Annotated in this window: 11 protein-coding genes and 1 tRNA gene; 1 reads left to right on the top strand and 11 read right to left on the bottom strand. The window is 66.2% G+C overall.

The window, feature by feature from the left end:
- Position 1: 1 nt before the first annotated feature.
- The 11 genes from rpsL to ACH4S7_RS07915 form a co-directional block, all read right to left on the bottom strand.
- Positions 2-373 carry a 30S ribosomal protein S12 gene (rpsL, locus tag ACH4S7_RS07965; protein WP_003948652.1) on the bottom strand — a complete coding sequence of 124 codons (372 nt, stop codon included), beginning with the start codon at positions 371-373 and terminating at the stop codon, positions 2-4.
- Positions 374-693: 320 nt separating this feature from the next.
- The gene (locus ACH4S7_RS07960; RefSeq protein ID WP_398520256.1) at positions 694-4,593 is read right to left on the bottom strand and encodes a DNA-directed RNA polymerase subunit beta'; all 3,900 of its coding nucleotides are present in this window, start codon (positions 4,591-4,593) and stop codon (positions 694-696) included.
- Between the two features lie 97 nt (positions 4,594-4,690).
- Positions 4,691-8,173 carry a DNA-directed RNA polymerase subunit beta gene (rpoB, locus tag ACH4S7_RS07955; RefSeq protein ID WP_398520255.1) on the bottom strand — a complete coding sequence of 1,161 codons (3,483 nt, stop codon included), beginning with the start codon at positions 8,171-8,173 and terminating at the stop codon, positions 4,691-4,693.
- Positions 8,174-8,729: 556 nt separating this feature from the next.
- Positions 8,730-9,113 carry a 50S ribosomal protein L7/L12 gene (gene rplL / locus ACH4S7_RS07950; RefSeq protein WP_398520254.1) on the bottom strand — a complete coding sequence of 128 codons (384 nt, stop codon included), beginning with the start codon at positions 9,111-9,113 and terminating at the stop codon, positions 8,730-8,732.
- A 109-nt stretch (positions 9,114-9,222) separates the two neighbouring features.
- On the bottom strand, positions 9,223-9,753 hold the full coding sequence (gene rplJ / locus ACH4S7_RS07945; protein ID WP_398520253.1) for a 50S ribosomal protein L10: 531 nt from the start codon (positions 9,751-9,753) through the stop codon (positions 9,223-9,225).
- A 487-nt stretch (positions 9,754-10,240) separates the two neighbouring features.
- Positions 10,241-11,140: a hypothetical protein gene (locus ACH4S7_RS07940; protein ID WP_398520252.1), complete on the bottom strand. Its 900-nt coding sequence runs from the start codon at positions 11,138-11,140 to the stop codon at positions 10,241-10,243.
- A gap of 164 nt (positions 11,141-11,304) precedes the next feature.
- Positions 11,305-12,027 (bottom strand): 50S ribosomal protein L1, encoded by a 723-nt coding sequence (gene rplA / locus ACH4S7_RS07935; protein WP_398520251.1) that lies wholly within the window; start codon positions 12,025-12,027, stop codon positions 11,305-11,307.
- An 81-nt stretch (positions 12,028-12,108) separates the two neighbouring features.
- A complete protein-coding gene (gene rplK / locus ACH4S7_RS07930) occupies positions 12,109-12,543 on the bottom strand; it encodes a 50S ribosomal protein L11 (protein WP_398520250.1) in 435 nt (144 codons plus the stop codon).
- Between the two features lie 186 nt (positions 12,544-12,729).
- Entirely contained in the window at positions 12,730-13,665 is a 936-nt protein-coding gene (gene nusG, locus ACH4S7_RS07925) for a transcription termination/antitermination protein NusG (RefSeq protein ID WP_398520249.1), read from the bottom strand.
- Between the two features lie 89 nt (positions 13,666-13,754).
- Positions 13,755-14,036, bottom strand: coding sequence for a preprotein translocase subunit SecE (secE, locus tag ACH4S7_RS07920; RefSeq protein WP_398520248.1), 282 nt, complete (start codon positions 14,034-14,036; stop codon positions 13,755-13,757).
- A gap of 107 nt (positions 14,037-14,143) precedes the next feature.
- Positions 14,144-14,216, bottom strand: a tRNA-Trp gene (locus ACH4S7_RS07915).
- Between the two features lie 276 nt (positions 14,217-14,492).
- Here ACH4S7_RS07915 and ACH4S7_RS07910 point away from each other — a divergent pair.
- Positions 14,493-15,719: a pyridoxal phosphate-dependent aminotransferase gene (locus ACH4S7_RS07910; RefSeq protein WP_398520247.1), complete on the top strand. Its 1,227-nt coding sequence runs from the start codon at positions 14,493-14,495 to the stop codon at positions 15,717-15,719.
- Positions 15,720-15,803: the final 84 nt, after the last annotated feature.

Below are 15,803 nucleotides of genomic sequence, written 5' to 3'. Positions count from 1 at the left end.
CTTACTTCTCCTTCTTGGCGCCGTAGCGGCTGCGGGCCTGCTTGCGGTTCTTGACACCCTGGGTGTCGAGCGAACCGCGGATGATCTTGTAACGAACACCCGGCAGGTCCTTCACACGGCCACCACGCACGAGCACGATGGAGTGCTCCTGCAGGTTGTGTCCCTCACCCGGGATGTAGGCCGTGACCTCGATGCCGGAGGTCAGACGCACACGCGCGACCTTACGCAGGGCCGAGTTCGGCTTCTTCGGGGTGGTCGTGAACACACGCGTGCAGACGCCACGACGCTGAGGGGAGCCCTCAAGAGCGGGCGTCTTGTTCTTCTCGACCTTGTCCTGCCGGCCCTTCCGGACCAGCTGCTGGATCGTAGGCACTACTTCTCCGGTTTCTGTGTGCCGTTCGTGAAACTAACCTGGAACGTCGCCGACCCACGCGGTCGGGTGTGTCGGAACTGCAGGGCTCCCGCCGTAACGACGGAAGGGGGCGCAGATCACGGTGGCCATTCAGCGGACTCGCCGTGCGGTTGAGGACACGCACAGGAGCCCAGGCACACCCCAGGCACAAGGTCAGAGCGTACCTACCGCATCGCCTGCGGTCAAAACAAATGCCCACGCACACAGATCACCAGCTCGCAACATAGCCGACGGGGCGGCCACCTCGCGAGAGGTGACCGCCCCGTGGGACGCGCTATCGCCTACTGGTTGTACGGACCGTAGTCGTAGTCCTCCAGCGGAACGGCCTGGCCGGAGCCGGTGCCGAACGGCGAGTAGTCGATGTCGTCGTAGCCGACGGCCGAGTACATCGCGGCCTTGGCCTCCTCGGTGGGCTCCACCCGGATGTTGCGGTAACGGGACAGACCCGTACCAGCCGGGATGAGCTTACCGATGATGACGTTCTCCTTGAGGCCGATCAGGGAGTCCGACTTGGCGTTGATCGCCGCGTCGGTCAGAACCCTGGTCGTCTCCTGGAAGGACGCCGCCGACAGCCACGACTCGGTGGCCAGCGACGCCTTGGTGATACCCATCAGCTGCGGACGGCCGGAGGCGGGGTGACCGCCCTCGGTGACCACACGACGGTTCTCCGTCTCGAACTTCGAGCGCTCGACCAGCTCGCCCGGCAGCAGCTCCGCGTCGCCGGACTCGATGATCGTCACCCGGCGGAGCATCTGCCGGATGATGATCTCGATGTGCTTGTCGTGGATCGACACACCCTGCGAGTTGTAGACCCGCTGGACTTCGCCGACCAGGTGGACCTGGACGGCCCGCTGACCGAGGATGCGCAGCACGTCGTGCGGGTTGGTGGCACCCACGGTGAGCTTCTGGCCCACCTCGACGTGGTCGTTCTCGCCCACCAGCAGACGGGCACGCTTCGAGATCGGGAACGCCGTCTCGTCGCTGCCGTCGTCGGGGGTGACCACGAGCTTCTTGGTCTTCTCGGTCTCCTCGATCCGGACGCGGCCGGCCGCCTCCGAGATCGGGGCGACACCCTTGGGCGTACGCGCCTCGAACAGCTCGACGACACGCGGCAGACCCTGGGTGATGTCGTCACCGGCCACACCACCGGTGTGGAAGGTACGCATCGTCAGCTGGGTACCGGGCTCACCGATGGACTGGGCGGCGATGATGCCGACCGCCTCACCGATGTCGACCAGCTTGCCGGTGGCGAGCGAACGGCCGTAGCAGAACGCACAGGTGCCGACCGCCGACTCACAGGTCAGGACCGAGCGGGTCTTGACCTCCTCGACGCCAGCGGCGACGAGCGCGTCGATCAGCACATCGCCGAGGTCGACATTGGCGGGCGCGATGACCTTGCCGTCGATGACGACGTCCTCGGCCAGCATCCGCGCGTACACCGACGTCTCGACGTCGTCGGCCTTGCGGAGCCTGCCCTCGGAGTCCTTCTCGGCGATCCGCAGCTTGAGGCCGCGGTCGGTGCCACAGTCCTCCTCGCGGATGATGACGTCCTGCGAGACGTCCACCAGACGACGGGTGAGGTAACCCGAGTCGGCGGTACGCAGGGCGGTGTCCGCCAGACCCTTACGGGCACCGTGCGTGGAGATGAAGTACTCCAGCACGGACAGGCCCTCGCGGAAGGACGCCTTGATCGGACGCGGGATGGTCTCGTTCTTGGCGTTCGACACCAGACCACGCATACCGGCGATCTGACGCATCTGCATCATGTTTCCACGAGCACCCGAGTCGACCATCATGAAGATGGGGTTCGTCTTCGGGAAGTTCGCGTTCATCGCGTCGGCGACCTCGTTGGTCGCGCGGGTCCAGATCTTGATGAGCTCGTTGGTGCGCTCTTCCTTGGTGATCAGACCGCGCTCGTACTGCTTCTGGACCTTCTCGTCCTGAGCCTCGTACGACGCGACGATCGCCTTCTTCGCCTCCGGGACGACGATGTCCGAGACGGCGACGGTGACGCCGGAACGGGTCGCCCAGAAGAAGCCGGAAGCCTTCAGGTTGTCGAGCGTCGCCGCCACGATGACCTTGGGGTAGCGCTCGGCGAGGTCGTTGACGATCTCCGAGAGCTGCTTCTTGCCGACCGAGTAGTCGACGAAGGGGTAGTCCTCGGGCAGCAGCTCGTTGAAGAGCGCGCGGCCCAGAGTCGTACGCAGCCGGAAGGTGTCACCCTGCTGCCACTCCGGCTCGCCCTCTTCGCGGGCGGGCGGGGTCCAGCCGCGCGGCGGGATGGTGCCCACCGGGAAGCGGATGTCGACCTTCGCCTGGAGGGTCAGCTCACGGGCGTCGAACGCCATGATCGCCTCGGCGGTGGAGCCGAAGGACCGGCCTTCGCCCTTGGTCTTGCGCTCCTCCTCGTCCGTGGTGAGGAAGAAGAGGCCCAGCACCATGTCCTGGGTCGGCATGGTGACCGGACGGCCGTCAGCCGGCTTCAGGATGTTGTTCGAGGACAGCATCAGGATGCGGGCCTCGGCCTGCGCCTCCGCGGAGAGCGGCAGGTGAACGGCCATCTGGTCACCGTCGAAGTCCGCGTTGAACGCGGTGCAGACGAGCGGGTGGATCTGGATGGCCTTGCCCTCGACGAGCTGCGGCTCGAACGCCTGGATACCGAGGCGGTGCAGCGTGGGCGCACGGTTCAGCAGCACCGGGTGCTCGGCGATGACCTCTTCGAGGACGTCGTACACCACGGTGCGGCCACGCTCGACCATGCGCTTGGCCGACTTGATGTTCTGCGCGTGGTTCAGGTCGACCAGGCGCTTCATCACGAACGGCTTGAAGAGCTCCAGCGCCATCGCCTTCGGCAGACCGCACTGGTGCAGCTTGAGCTGCGGACCGACGACGATCACGGAACGCGCGGAGTAGTCCACGCGCTTGCCGAGGAGGTTCTGACGGAAACGACCCTGCTTGCCCTTCAGCATGTCGCTGAGGGACTTCAGGGGGCGGTTGCCGGGGCCCGTGACCGGGCGACCACGACGACCGTTGTCGAACAGCGCGTCGACGGCCTCCTGGAGCATCCGCTTCTCGTTGTTCACGATGATCTCGGGGGCACCGAGGTCGAGCAGACGCTTCAGCCGGTTGTTCCGGTTGATCACACGGCGGTACAGGTCGTTCAGGTCGGAGGTCGCGAAGCGGCCACCGTCCAGCTGCACCATCGGACGCAGGTCCGGCGGGATGACCGGCACGCAGTCCAGCACCATGCCCTTGGGGCTGTTGCTGGTCTGCAGGAACGCGGAGACGACCTTGAGGCGCTTGAGCGCACGGGTCTTCTTCTGGCCCTTGCCGGTGCGGATGATCTCGCGGAGGCGCTCGGCCTCTTCGTCCAGATCGAAGGACTCGAGGCGCTTCTGCAGCGCCGCGGCGCCCATCGAACCGTCGAAGTAGGTGCCGAAGCGGTCGCGCAGCTCGCGGTAGAGCAGCTCGTCGCCCTCCAGGTCCTGGACCTTGAGGTTCTTGAAGCGGCTCCACACCTCGTCGAGGCGGTCGATCTCGCGCTGCGCACGGTCGCGCAGCTGCTTCATCTCACGCTCGGCGCCTTCGCGCACCTTGCGGCGCACGTCGGCCTTGGCGCCCTCGGCCTCCAGCTCGGCCAGGTCGGTCTCGAGCTTCTTGGCGCGGGCCTCAAGGTCGGAGTCGCGACGGTTCTCGACCTGCTGACGCTCGACGGAGACATGCGCCTCCAGCGAGGGCAGGTCACGCGTACGGCGCTCCTCGTCCACGAACGTAATCATGTACGCGGCGAAGTAGATGACCTTCTCAAGGTCCTTCGGCGCCAGGTCCAGCAGATAGCCGAGGCGCGAGGGAACACCCTTGAAGTACCAGATGTGGGTGACGGGCGCGGCCAGCTCAATGTGGCCCATCCGCTCACGGCGCACCTTGGCGCGAGTGACCTCGACGCCACAGCGCTCACAGATGATGCCCTTGAAGCGGACACGCTTGTACTTACCGCAGTAGCACTCCCAGTCCCGGGTGGGGCCGAAGATCTTCTCGCAGAAGAGTCCGTCCTTCTCGGGCTTGAGCGTGCGGTAGTTGATCGTCTCGGGCTTCTTGACCTCGCCGTGGGACCACTGGCGAATGTCGTCAGCGGTGGCCAGGCCGATCCGAAGCTCGTCGAAGAAGTTGACGTCGAGCACTATGCGTCAATCCCTCTCAGGGTTGTGTCTCAAGGTGGTCTGTACGGGGTCCGGGGCAGCGGCCGGGATCACCAGAAGGTGATCCCGGCCGGACCCGTCAGACCTCTTCGACGCTGCTCGGCTCGCGCCGGGACAGGTCGATGCCGAGCTCTTCCGCAGCGCGGAAGACGTCCTCGTCGGTGTCGCGCATCTCGATGGACATGCCGTCCGAGGACAGCACCTCCACGTTGAGGCACAGGGACTGCATCTCCTTGATGAGCACCTTGAAGGACTCGGGGATGCCGGGCTCGGGGATGTTCTCGCCCTTGACGATGGCCTCGTAGACCTTCACGCGGCCGGTGACGTCATCGGACTTGATGGTCAGCAGCTCCTGGAGGGCGTACGCGGCGCCATAAGCCTCCAGCGCCCACACCTCCATCTCGCCGAACCGCTGGCCACCGAACTGGGCCTTACCGCCCAGCGGCTGCTGGGTGATCATCGAGTACGGGCCGGTCGAACGGGCGTGGAGCTTGTCGTCGACCAGGTGGTGGAGCTTGAGGATGTACATGTACCCGATCGAGATCGGGTCCGGGAACGGCTCGCCGGAGCGGCCGTCGAACATCCGCGCCTTGCCGGACGGGAGGACCATGCGGTCACCGTCGCGGTTCGGGATGGTGGACTCGAAGAGACCGGAGATCTCGTCCTCGCGGGCGCCGTCGAAGACCGGGGTCGCGACGTTGGTGCCAGCGGCGACCTCGTCGGCGCCGATCGACTTGAGGCGCTCCATCCACTCTTCGTTGCCCTCGACCTTCCAGCCCTGGCTGGCGAGCCAGCCGAGGTGGATCTCCAGGACCTGTCCCGGGTTCATTCGGGACGGGACGCCGAGCGGGTTGAGGATGATGTCGACCGGGGTGCCGTCCTCCAGGAACGGCATGTCCTCGATCGGCAGGATCTTGGAGATGACGCCCTTGTTGCCGTGACGGCCGGCGAGCTTGTCACCATCGGTGATCTTGCGCTTCTGCGCGACGTAGACGCGGACCAGCTGGTTCACGCCGGGCGGCAGCTCGTCGCCCTCCTCGCGGTCGAAGACGCGGACGCCGATGACCTTGCCGATCTCGCCGTGCGGCACCTTCAGCGAGGTGTCGCGCACCTCGCGCGCCTTCTCACCGAAGATCGCGCGGAGCAGGCGCTCCTCGGGGGTCAGCTCGGTCTCACCCTTGGGCGTGACCTTGCCGACGAGGATGTCACCGGCGACGACCTCGGCACCGATGCGGATGATGCCGCGCTCGTCGAGGTCGGCGAGGACCTCCTCGGAGACGTTCGGGATGTCCCGGGTGATCTCCTCGGGGCCGAGCTTGGTGTCACGGGCGTCGACCTCGTGCTCCTCGATGTGGATCGAGGAGAGGACGTCGTCCTGCACGAGGCGCTGCGACAGGATGATCGCGTCCTCGTAGTTGTGACCCTCCCACGGCATGAACGCGACCAGCAGGTTCTTGCCGAGCGCCATCTCGCCCTGCTCGGTCGCCGGGCCGTCGGCGAGGACCTGGGCCTCCACGACCCGGTCGCCCTCGGAGACGATGACCTTCTGGTTGACCGAGGTGCCCTGGTTGGAGCGGGAGAACTTGGCCACGCGGTACGTGGTGTAGGTGCCGTCGTCGTTGGCGACGGTGATGTAGTCCGCGGAGACCTCCTGGACCACACCGTCCTTCTCCGCCTTGATGACGTCACCGGCGTCGACCGCGCAGCGGTACTCCATGCCGGTGCCGACCAGCGGCGCCTCGGCCGTGATCAGCGGAACGGCCTGACGCATCATGTTCGCGCCCATGAGGGCACGGTTGGCGTCGTCGTGCTCCAGGAACGGGATCATGGCGGTCGCGACCGACACCATCTGGCGCGGCGAGACGTCCATGTAGTCGACCTCGGCCGGCGGCACGTAGTCGACCTCGCCACCACGGCGGCGGACCAGCACGCGGGGCTCGGTGAAGTGCATGTCGTCGGAGATGGTCGCGTTCGCCTGGGCGATGACGAAGCGGTCCTCCTCATCGGCGGTCAGGTAGTCGACATCGTCGGTGACCTGTCCGTCGGTGACCTTGCGGTACGGAGTCTCGACGAAGCCGAAGGCGTTGACCCGGCCGTAGGAGGCGAGCGAGCCGATCAGACCGATGTTCGGGCCTTCGGGCGTCTCGATCGGGCACATGCGGCCGTAGTGCGAGGGGTGCACGTCACGGACCTCGAAGCCGGCCCGCTCACGGGAGAGACCACCCGGGCCAAGCGCCGACAGACGGCGCTTGTGGGTGAGACCCGACAGCGGGTTGTTCTGGTCCATGAACTGCGACAGCTGGCTGGTGCCGAAGAACTCCTTGATGGAGGCGACGACCGGCCGGATGTTGATCAGGGTCTGCGGCGTGATCGCCTCGACGTCCTGGGTCGTCATGCGCTCACGCACGACGCGCTCCATACGGGCGAGACCCGTACGGACCTGGTTCTGGATCAGCTCGCCGACATTGCGCAGACGACGGTTGCCGAAGTGGTCGATGTCATCCGTCTCGACCACGATCTGGGAACCGGACTCGCCGACCGTCTCGGTCTCACCGGCGTGCAGCTTGACCAGGTACTTGATGGTCGCGATGACGTCGTCGGTGGTGAGCACGCCGGCGTCCAGCGGCTCATCCGCGCCGAGCTTCTTGTTCACCTTGTAGCGGCCGACCTTGGCGAGGTCGTAGCGCTTCGGGTTGAAGTAGAGGTTCTCCAGCAGCGTCTGAGCGGCCTCACGGGTCGGCGGCTCGCCAGGACGCAGCTTGCGGTAGATGTCGAGCAGCGCGTCGTCCTGGCCCTGGGTGTGGTCCTTCTCCAGGGTGGCGCGCATCGACTCGTACTCGCCGAACTCCTCAAGGATCTGCTCGGTCGTCCAACCGAGGGCCTTGAGCAGGACGGTCACGGACTGCTTGCGCTTGCGGTCGATGCGGACACCGACCATGTCGCGCTTGTCGATCTCCATCTCCAGCCAGGCACCCCGGGACGGGATGATCTTGGCGGTGAAGATGTCCTTGTCGGACGTCTTGTCGATGGAGGAGTCGAAGTAGACACCCGGCGAGCGGACGAGCTGCGACACGACGACACGCTCGGTGCCGTTGATGACGAAGGTGCCCTTGCCGGTCATGAGCGGGAAATCGCCCATGAAGACGGTCTGGGACTTGATCTCGCCGGTCTCGTTGTTGGTGAACTCGGCGGTCACGAAGAGCGGAGCGGCGAAGGTGAAGTCGCGCTCCTTGCACTCGTCGATGGAGTTCTTCGGCGGCTCGAAGCGGTGGTCGCGGAAGGTCAGGGACATCGACCCGCTGAAGTCCTCGATCGGCGAGATCTCCTCGAAGATCTCTTCCAGACCGGACTTGGTGGGGACGTCCTGTCCGCTCTCCAGAGCGGCCTCGACCCGCGCCTTCCATGCGGCGTTACCGAGCAGCCAGTCGAAGCTCTCGGTCTGCAGCGCGAGGAGGTTCGGAACCTCTAGGGGCTCCTTGATCTTTGCAAAGGAAATGCGCAGCGGGGCGGTGCTGGCGCCGTTGTTCGTATTCGCGGTCGAGGCGTTGCGCGAGGCGGCCAAGAGGGGGTCCTTCCGAGGGCTCGGACTCACTACGCGCGTACCGGTCCCAAGCGGTGCACAGGGAGAGAAGTCCCAGTTCAGGGACGGATCAATCCACAGTGCTCATGCGAGGGGATGCCCCTGGTGACGGGCAGGGGGCAGTTAACAGGCAGCGCAAAGGGTCAGTGTAGCCACTTGGCACACTGATGTCCAGTGCGGGTTCTCTCAACCCTCGTTGTTCTCAACTCCGCGCTTGCCCCGCGCCATGTGGCGCACCTCGTTACTGCCCATTCGGTCGTCGATCCATGCCTCGGATACGGATCGGTGTGACGACGCGTCCTGAGAATTGCGCGCTGCGTGCGGTTCGTCAAGGCCCCCCTGTGAAGACTGTCTGCCGGGGCCGTCACTGACCAGGGCTGACCAGGTCCGGAAGCGCACGGCGATGATCACCATACTCGTCGGAGCGGGAAGCGCAACGCAGCCCTCACGGAACGCCGAAGGGCGACCACCCGGATGGGTGATCGCCCTTGGCGAGAGCCCTCAGCGGGGCTCAGAGAGCCCCGGAGGACTCAGTGGGTCACTTGACCTCGACGGAAGCGCCGGCGCCCTTGAGGGACTCGGCAGCCTTCTCGGCGGCCTCCTTGGCGACCTTCTCGAGGACCGGCTTCGGAGCGCCGTCGACGAGGTCCTTGGCCTCCTTCAGACCCAGCGAGGTCAGCTCACGCACGACCTTGATGACCTGGATCTTCTTCTCGCCGGCACCCGTGAGGATGACGTCGAACTCGTCCTGCTCCTCGGCGGCGTCGGCGGCCGGGGCACCCGGGCCCGCGACGGCGATCGCGGCCGGGGCGGCGGCGGTGACGTCGAACTTCTCCTCGAACGCCTTCACGAACCCGGAGAGCTCAAGGAGGGTCATGTCCTCGAACTGCGCGAGCAGGTCGTCCTGGCTGAGCTTCGCCATGATGGCGGTCCTTCCACTAATTCGGCTGGTGCCGGATGTATATGACGGCGGGCGTGCGGCCCGCTGCGACCAGCGCCCTCATCGGGCGCCGATCAATGCGCGAGCCGAGTTACTCGGCACCGCCCTGCTCGGCCTGCTTGGCACGAAGCGCCTCCGCGGTGCGGACGAACTTCGAGGGAAGCGCCTGGAAGAGCGCGGCAGCCGAGGACTGCTTGCTCTTCATGGCGCCCGCCAGCTTGGCGAGCAGAACCTCGCGGGACTCAAGGTCCGCGAGCTTCTTGATCTCATCGGCGGACAGCGCCTTACCATCAAGGACACCGCCCTTGATGATCAGGTTCGGGTTGTCCTTGGCGAAGTCACGAAGACCCTTCGCCGACTCCACCGGGTCACCGGTGACGAAGGCAACCGCCGTCGGACCATTGAACAGGTCGTCCAGCGTGTTGATCCCGGCCTCGTTGGCCGCAATCTTGGTCAGCGTGTTCTTCACCACGGCGTACTGGGCGTTCTCACCGAGCGAACGGCGCAGCTGCTTGAGCTGGGCCACGGTGAGACCCCGGTACTCGGTCAGCACAGCGGCGTTCGAGCTACGGAACTGATCCGCCAGCTCGGCTACCGCGGCAGCCTTGTCGGGCCTTGCCATGAGCGTCGGCCTCCTTCCGGGTGATGACGACCGCGCGGACCCGAAGGAGGAGGCTGGGCAAAACGAAACGCCCCGGCGCAGGCGCACGGGGCGTAGCTCAACCGGAATGAATTCCGGGAACTTTCCACAGTCACCTGCGCAGGACGTCCGCAGCTAGCGGATCCTTCGGTTGTCACCACCTCTTGCGAGGAAGCGACAACGACCAGCGGTCTTTGGCTTCTGTCGCAGCGTACGCGAGCCGGCGCCGCTGAGGCAAATCCGGTCGTACGGGACCTCGCGGACCCTGGCGACGAACGGTGCCCGACTGCTCGTACGCACGGTCTGACCAGGTACGGGAGACCCCGGAGGAGACCGGCGACGGAGTACGGGAACAGCTCCGGGGCGACCGACCGGGCGCCCCCTTCGCCGAGGGGGCCGACGCGAGCCGGGGCCCGCTGGAGGCGACCCCAGCGGGCCCCGGGAACCCCGAGTGGGGCAAGGAGCTGTCTCAAGCCTTCTTGGCGGACTCCAGGCCCGCGCTGAGCTCCTTCAGCATCTTCATCAGATCCGTGGTTTCCGCGGCGGGCGGCGGTGTCACCGTGGCCTTGGAGCCGTAGTCCGAGTAGGTGCCGTTCATCTCGATCTTGCCCTCGGGCGTCTGCAGGGTGACATCGGTCTTCACCGGGTAGTCGTCCTCATTGACCCAGGTCTCGATGTCGTACCCCTTGATCCCCTGCTTCTTGATGGTGGCGATCAGGGCCTTCTTCTGGGCCTCGTCAAGCACCTTCAGCGCCTTGCTGTCCGCGGCGATGACCTCGTCGACCGTCAGCGTGCCCTTGTAGTGCCGGGTCTCAGCGCCGTCGATCTTCTCCTTGCCCACCTGCTTGACGTTGGGCGAGGAGAGCAGCAGGGCGAGCTGGTCGGCCGGGTCCTGGTCCATGCTCTCCAGGCCACCGGTCATCTGCTTCTGCAGCGCGCTGTCCCCCGCCAGCTTCGCCGCGGCGCCCAGGTCGATCTTCATCCAGCGCTTGCCGCCCAGCTCCTTGGCGGTCTTCGTGCCCATGTCCATGTACATGATGTTGTTCTGCCACATCATGCGGATCTCCTTGGGCATCTCCGGGTCCGCCTGGAGCGCCGCACCGGACACGGTCATGTCCATCACCGTGGGATCCCAGCCCATGAGGCCGGAGATCTCCATGGTGCCGCTGTCCGCCATCCCGCTCGGCGTGACCACGGTCATCTTGACCTTGGCCGACTTGGCCTTCGCGGTGTTCTTGTACGCGGCGGTGAGTACCTGGCTCACGCTCCGCTCGCTGTTACCCGTCTCACTGCCACAGCCCGCCACTCCGACGGTCACGGCCAGCGCCGTCAACGACACGCCCGCGCGCTTCCATGCGGTCCTGCTCATGCCCCACCCCTTGAATCTTCAGTCAACTCACGCACCGTAACCCACCCCACTGACACCGGGACAATGAAAAAACCGGCTCCCGTGCCTCGTGAGAGGCGTGGGAGCCGGTTTCGTGCCGCTGAGTGCGCGTTCAGTAACGCGCGAACCCGCGACCGCCGTCAGGATCAGACGGAGGCCGGGTCCTCCTCGACGAGGAGGTTACGGGTGCGGTTGGCGTCCAGGGGGATGCCGGCGCCGACCGTGGTGCTCAGGGTCGCCTTCTTGATGTAGCGGCCCTTCGCGGCGGACGGCTTCAGACGGAGGATCTCCTCCAGCGCCGCGGCGTAGTTCTCGACCAGCTTCGTCTCATCGAAAGAAGCCTTGCCGATGATGAAGTGGAGGTTCGAGTGCTTGTCGACGCGGAACTCGATCTTGCCACCCTTGATGTCGGTCACGGCCTTGGTGACATCGGGGGTGACGGTGCCGGTCTTCGGGTTGGGCATCAGACCACGCGGACCGAGCACGCGGCCGAGGCGGCCGACCTTGCCCATGAGGTCCGGGGTGGCGACGACGGCGTCGAAGTCCAGACGGCCCTTCGACACCTCGTCGATCAGCTCGTCGGAGCCGACGATGTCGGCTCCCGCGGCACGCGCGGCCTCGGCACGGTCACCGGTCGCGAAGACCAGGACCCGGGCGGTCTTACCGGTGCCGTGCGGAAGGTTCACGGTGCCACGGACCATCTGGTCGGCCTTGCGCGGGTCTACACCCAGGCGGAAGGCGACCTCGACGGTGGCGTCGAACTTCTTGGAGGCGGTGTCCTTGGCGAGGCGGACGGCTTCGAGCGGGGCGTAGTTACGGTCCCGGTCGATCTTGGCGTCCGCAGCGCGGAGATTCTTGCTGCGCTTCACTTCAGCTCCTGCGTTGGTTCAGGTGTGGAGTCGTGGTGCGGACCAGCGCGTGGTCCTGCCACAGAGGTCGGGAGGGGGCTGTCAGCCCTCGACCGTGATGCCCATGGAGCGGGCGGTGCCGGCGATGATCTTCTCGGCGGCGTCCAGGTCGTTGGCGTTCAGGTCGGGCATCTTCGTGGTGGCGATGTCACGGACCTGGTCGCGCGTGAGCTTGGCGACCTTCGTCTTGTGCGGCTCGCCGGAGCCCTTGTCCACACCCGCGGCCTTGAGGATCAGCTTGGCGGCCGGCGGAGTCTTGGTGATGAAGGTGAAGGAACGGTCGTCGTAGACCGTGATCTCCACCGGCACGACCATGCCACGCTGCGACTCGGTCGCGGCGTTGTACGCCTTGCAGAACTCCATGATGTTGACGCCGTGCTGACCCAGCGCGGGGCCGACCGGCGGAGCCGGGTTGGCCGCGCCGGCCTTGATCTGGAGCTTGATAAGCCCCGTGACCTTCTTCTTCTTGGGAGGCATTGCTCTCTCCGGGTCCTAGTGAGAGTTTTGAGCACTCCGTCCGGTCATCCGGATGGAGGCATACCGCACCACGATAACGGGTATAGCTGTGCGGTGAAAAACCGACAGGTCAGAACAGCCGTGAAGGCTGTTCTGACCTGATCGGAAACCTGTGTACGAACCCGGCCGGGGCCGGGCCGTGACGAGCTAGTTCTTCTGGATCTGGTCGAAGCTCAGCTCGACCGGGGTCTCGCGACCGAAGATCTCGACCAGGCCCTTGACCTTCTTCGAGTCCGCGTTGATCTCGTTGATCGTCGCCTGGAGGGTGGCGAAGGGGCCGTCGGTGACGGTGACCGAGTCGCCGACCTCGAAGTCCAGCACCTGGACCTCGACCTTGCGGGCCGGCGCCGGCCGGCCCTCGGCCTCGGCTGCCTCACGGGCGGCCTTCTCCTCGGCCTCCGGGGCGAGCATCTTGACGATCTCGTCCAGGGTCAGCGGGTACGGGTCGTAGGCGTTGCCCACGAAGCCGGTGACGCCGGGGGTGTTGCGGACGACGCCCCAGGACTCGTTGGTGAGGTCCATCCGGACCAGGACGTAACCGGGGAGCTTGTTCTGGCGGACGTTCTTGCGCTCGCCGTTCTTGATCTGGACGATCTCTTCCTCGGGCACTTCGGCCTGGTAGATGAAGTCCTCGACGTTGAGCGAGACGGCGCGCTGCTCCAGGTTGGCCTTGACCCGCTTCTCGTAACCGGCGTAGGTGTGGATGACGTACCACTCGCCGGGCAGCAGGCGCAGCTCCTCGCGGAGCGCGGCCCTCGGGTCGACGACCTCGACCTCGGCCTCGTCCTCGGCGGCTTCCTCAGCCTCGTCGGACACCTCGGCCTCGGACTCCTCGTCGGAGTCGACCTCGGCCTCGTCGTCAGCGTCCTCGGCCGTCACGTCCTCGGCGTCAGCCTCGGCATCGTCATCGGAGGGGAGCGCAGCCTCTTCGGCCGGCTCCTCAGCCGCGACGTCAGCAGCATCCGCCTGGTCCTCGTCGGCCGCCTCAACGATGTCGAGCTCGTCCTCAGCGGACTCGGCGGCGGACGCGAAGCTCTCGTCGTCGCCTGGCTCAACGGCTTCGTTCAGGTTCGGGTCAGACACGGTGGCTGCTTCTTCCTGGATACAGATGGGTGGAACATGCGAACGGCCGCCGCCATGCCGAGAAGACTCTGGCCGCGCCCACCGCGGGGTCAGCCAAAGACGTACTTGACGGCTTCCTGGAATCCATAGTCAATCACGGTAACCAGACCGATCATGATGACGACGAAGATAATCACCACTGTGGTGTAGGTCGTCAGCTGGTTACGAGAAGGCCAGACGACCTTGCGCAGTTCGGCGACGATCTGCCGATAGAAGAGCGCGAGACGGCCGAAGGGGCCCTTCTTCCCGCGCTTCCCGCCCTTGCGGGACTTCGTCTGGGGAGCTTCGTCTTCCGCATCAGGCGTGTCGATGGAGCCGACGGCGTCCGTCACGTTCTTTCACCTGATTCCGGGTCGTGGCCATGCCGCGCCCGGTGGAGCCGCACGGCGGTTCATTGAAGTACGTACATGCGCACACAACCTGGCGAAGGTGTGTGTAGCAGGGCCGGAGGGACTTGAACCCCCAACCGCTGGTTTTGGAGACCAGTGCTCTACCAATTGAGCTACGACCCTTTGTGGCTTCCCCAACCTACCGCATCCGGGGATGTGGTTGGTGCGTGGGCCAACGACGAGTGAGTGTACGTGGTCATGGGCCCGGCGTCGAACAGAAAGCTCCCGACCGGCTCCTGTGCGCCACCGCGTGGCCGATTCACTGGATGATCTTGACCCCTTTGTCCGCCCTCCCCCGCAGGGTCTCCCGACGGCCGCCGTCCGCGCGCCGTACGGGGAGCGTCCCGGGGGGCGAAACACCTGTGCCGGGGTCCTGGGCCGTCTGGGACGATGGATCGTATGAGCGCTGCAACCCCTCCCACCGAGCGCCGGGTCTCCGCCCGCGTCGGTGCGATCTCCGAGTCCGCGACCCTCGCCGTCGACGCCAAGGCCAAGGCCCTCAAGGCCGCCGGTCGCCCGGTGATCGGCTTCGGTGCCGGGGAGCCCGACTTCCCCACGCCCGATTACATCGTCGAGGCCGCGATCGAGGCGTGCCGCAACCCGAAGTACCACCGCTACACCCCGGCCGGTGGCCTCCCCGAGCTGAAGAAGGCCATCGCCGAGAAGACGCTGCGGGACTCGGGGTACCCGGTCGACCCCGCGCAGATCCTGGTCACCAACGGTGGCAAGCAGGCGATCTACGAGGCGTTCGCGGCGATCCTGGACCCGGGCGACGAGGTCATCGTCCCCGCCCCGTACTGGACCACCTACCCGGAGTCGATCCGGCTCGCCGGCGGTGTCCCGGTCGAGGTGGTGGCCGACGAGACGACCGGCTACCGGGTCTCGGTCGAGCAGTTGGAGGCCGCGCGCACCGACCGTACGAAGGTGGTGCTCTTCGTCTCCCCGTCCAACCCGACCGGCGCGGTCTACAACCGCGAGGACACCGAGGCGATCGGCCGCTGGGCCGTCGAGCACGGGCTGTGGGTGCTGACCGACGAGATCTACGAGCACCTGGTCTACGGCGACGCCGTCTTCACCTCGCTCCCGGCTGTCGTGCCCGAGCTGCGTGACAAGTGCATCGTCGTCAACGGCGTCGCCAAGACCTACGCGATGACCGGCTGGCGGGTGGGGTGGATCGTCGGCCCCAAGGACGTGGTGAAGGCCGCGACCAACCTGCAGTCGCACGCCACGTCCAACGTCTCCAACGTCGCCCAGGTCGCGGCGCTCGCCGCGGTCTCGGGCGATCTGGCCGCGGTCGCCGAGATGCGGACGGCCTTCGACCGCCGTCGCCACACGATCGTGCGGATGCTCAATGAGATCGACGGCGTGGTCTGCCCGGAGCCGGAGGGTGCGTTCTATGTGTACCCGTCGGTGAAGGCGCTGCTGGGCAAGGAGATCCGGGGCACCCGCCCGGCGACGTCGGTGGAGCTGGCCGCGCTGATCCTGGACGAGGTCGAGGTGGCCGTGGTCCCGGGTGAGGCGTTCGGCACGCCGGGCTATCTGCGGTTGTCGTACGCGCTGGGTGACGAGGATCTGGCGGAGGGCGTCGCCCGGATCCAGAAGCTGCTGGCCGAGGCGACCGACTAGGTCCTGTCCGGGCCCGTTTCTGCGTTCGGGCCACCCCCGATCAGGGAATCGGGCTGTTCCCTGGCGGAGCCGTACGGCAAGATC

Origin of the sequence: Streptomyces sp. NPDC020965, from assembly GCF_044333555.1 — a bacterium.
Taxonomy (GTDB): domain Bacteria; phylum Actinomycetota; class Actinomycetes; order Streptomycetales; family Streptomycetaceae; genus Streptomyces.
Note: the sequence above shows the minus strand (reverse complement) of the source record. Positions and strands in the feature narration are given on the sequence as shown.

Bases quoted from the DNA above. Each gene is read 5' to 3' on its own strand.
- ACH4S7_RS07940 (WP_398520252.1), bottom strand. From the start codon at position 11,140: ATGAGCAGGACCGCATGGAAGCGCGCGGGCGTGTCGTTGACGGCGCTG.
- rplJ (WP_398520253.1), bottom strand. From the start codon at position 9,753: ATGGCAAGGCCCGACAAGGCTGCCGCGGTAGCCGAGCTGGCGGATCAG.
- rplK (WP_398520250.1), bottom strand. From the start codon at position 12,543: ATGCCTCCCAAGAAGAAGAAGGTCACGGGGCTTATCAAGCTCCAGATC.
- ACH4S7_RS07910 (WP_398520247.1), top strand. From the start codon at position 14,493: ATGAGCGCTGCAACCCCTCCCACCGAGCGCCGGGTCTCCGCCCGCGTC.
- rplL (WP_398520254.1), bottom strand. From the start codon at position 9,113: ATGGCGAAGCTCAGCCAGGACGACCTGCTCGCGCAGTTCGAGGACATG.